The organism is Vibrio sp. 1978 (assembly GCF_033344345.1).
Genome location: NZ_JAWPOP010000541.1, coordinates 1 through 665, shown reverse-complemented (window position 1 = coordinate 665; position 665 = coordinate 1). Strand labels below are relative to the sequence as shown.

At 45.0% G+C, this 665-nt stretch carries 1 protein-coding gene; it reads right to left on the bottom strand.

Features of this window, described 5'->3' with window-relative positions; genetic code table 11:
• A partial coding sequence (rarD, locus tag R8N49_RS27705) for an EamA family transporter RarD (RefSeq protein WP_318190527.1) occupies positions 1–612 on the bottom strand: 612 nt, incomplete at its 3' end.
• Between the last annotated feature and the right edge of the window lie 53 nt (positions 613–665).

The window sequence follows — 665 nt, the reverse complement described above, 5'->3', positions numbered from 1 at the left end:
AGCAAGCTCGCCTGTCGTCCATTGTTTGAACAGCAAATATCCCAACGCACACGGCGCAAGAACAAGCGCTTCAATAAACAATGTTGTGCTCCAATCGTAGTTGATTTTCTTTTTGTAGAGTCCATAAAGCGCAAAGAAAAGCCCCATTGTTAAGGCAACAAACGGTAGCTGCCCGTATTGGAACACTTGGTATAACACGCCACAAGTTGCGAGCAATATTGCAATTAATTGCCCCTTAGAAAGCTTGTCTCCCAAAACAAATACACCTAAAGCGACAGACACAAGTGGCCCGATGAAAAAGCCCAAGCTTGCATCAATCACTCGATGGTGAGTCAACGCCCACGTAAATGCACTCCAAGAAATACACATTAGGCTACTTGCCACAAAGGTATACCAAAGAGACTTTTTATCTCGCCACACCTGCGACCAATTTGGCCAATGACGAGTCACCGCGTAGACGATAAGAATCCCTACGGGTACCGAGCCAATAATGCGCCATGCCAGCAACTCATCCATTGCAGCATTAGGAAGAAAACGGTAGTAAACCGGCAGTAATCCCCAAATAACGAAGGATAACGCAGCCATAAAATTGCCGTAGTGACGATGATTCATAGGCTATTGCTCATTGAGATGAAGAAAAAGTGACGCGATTTTATAGCGCAAAA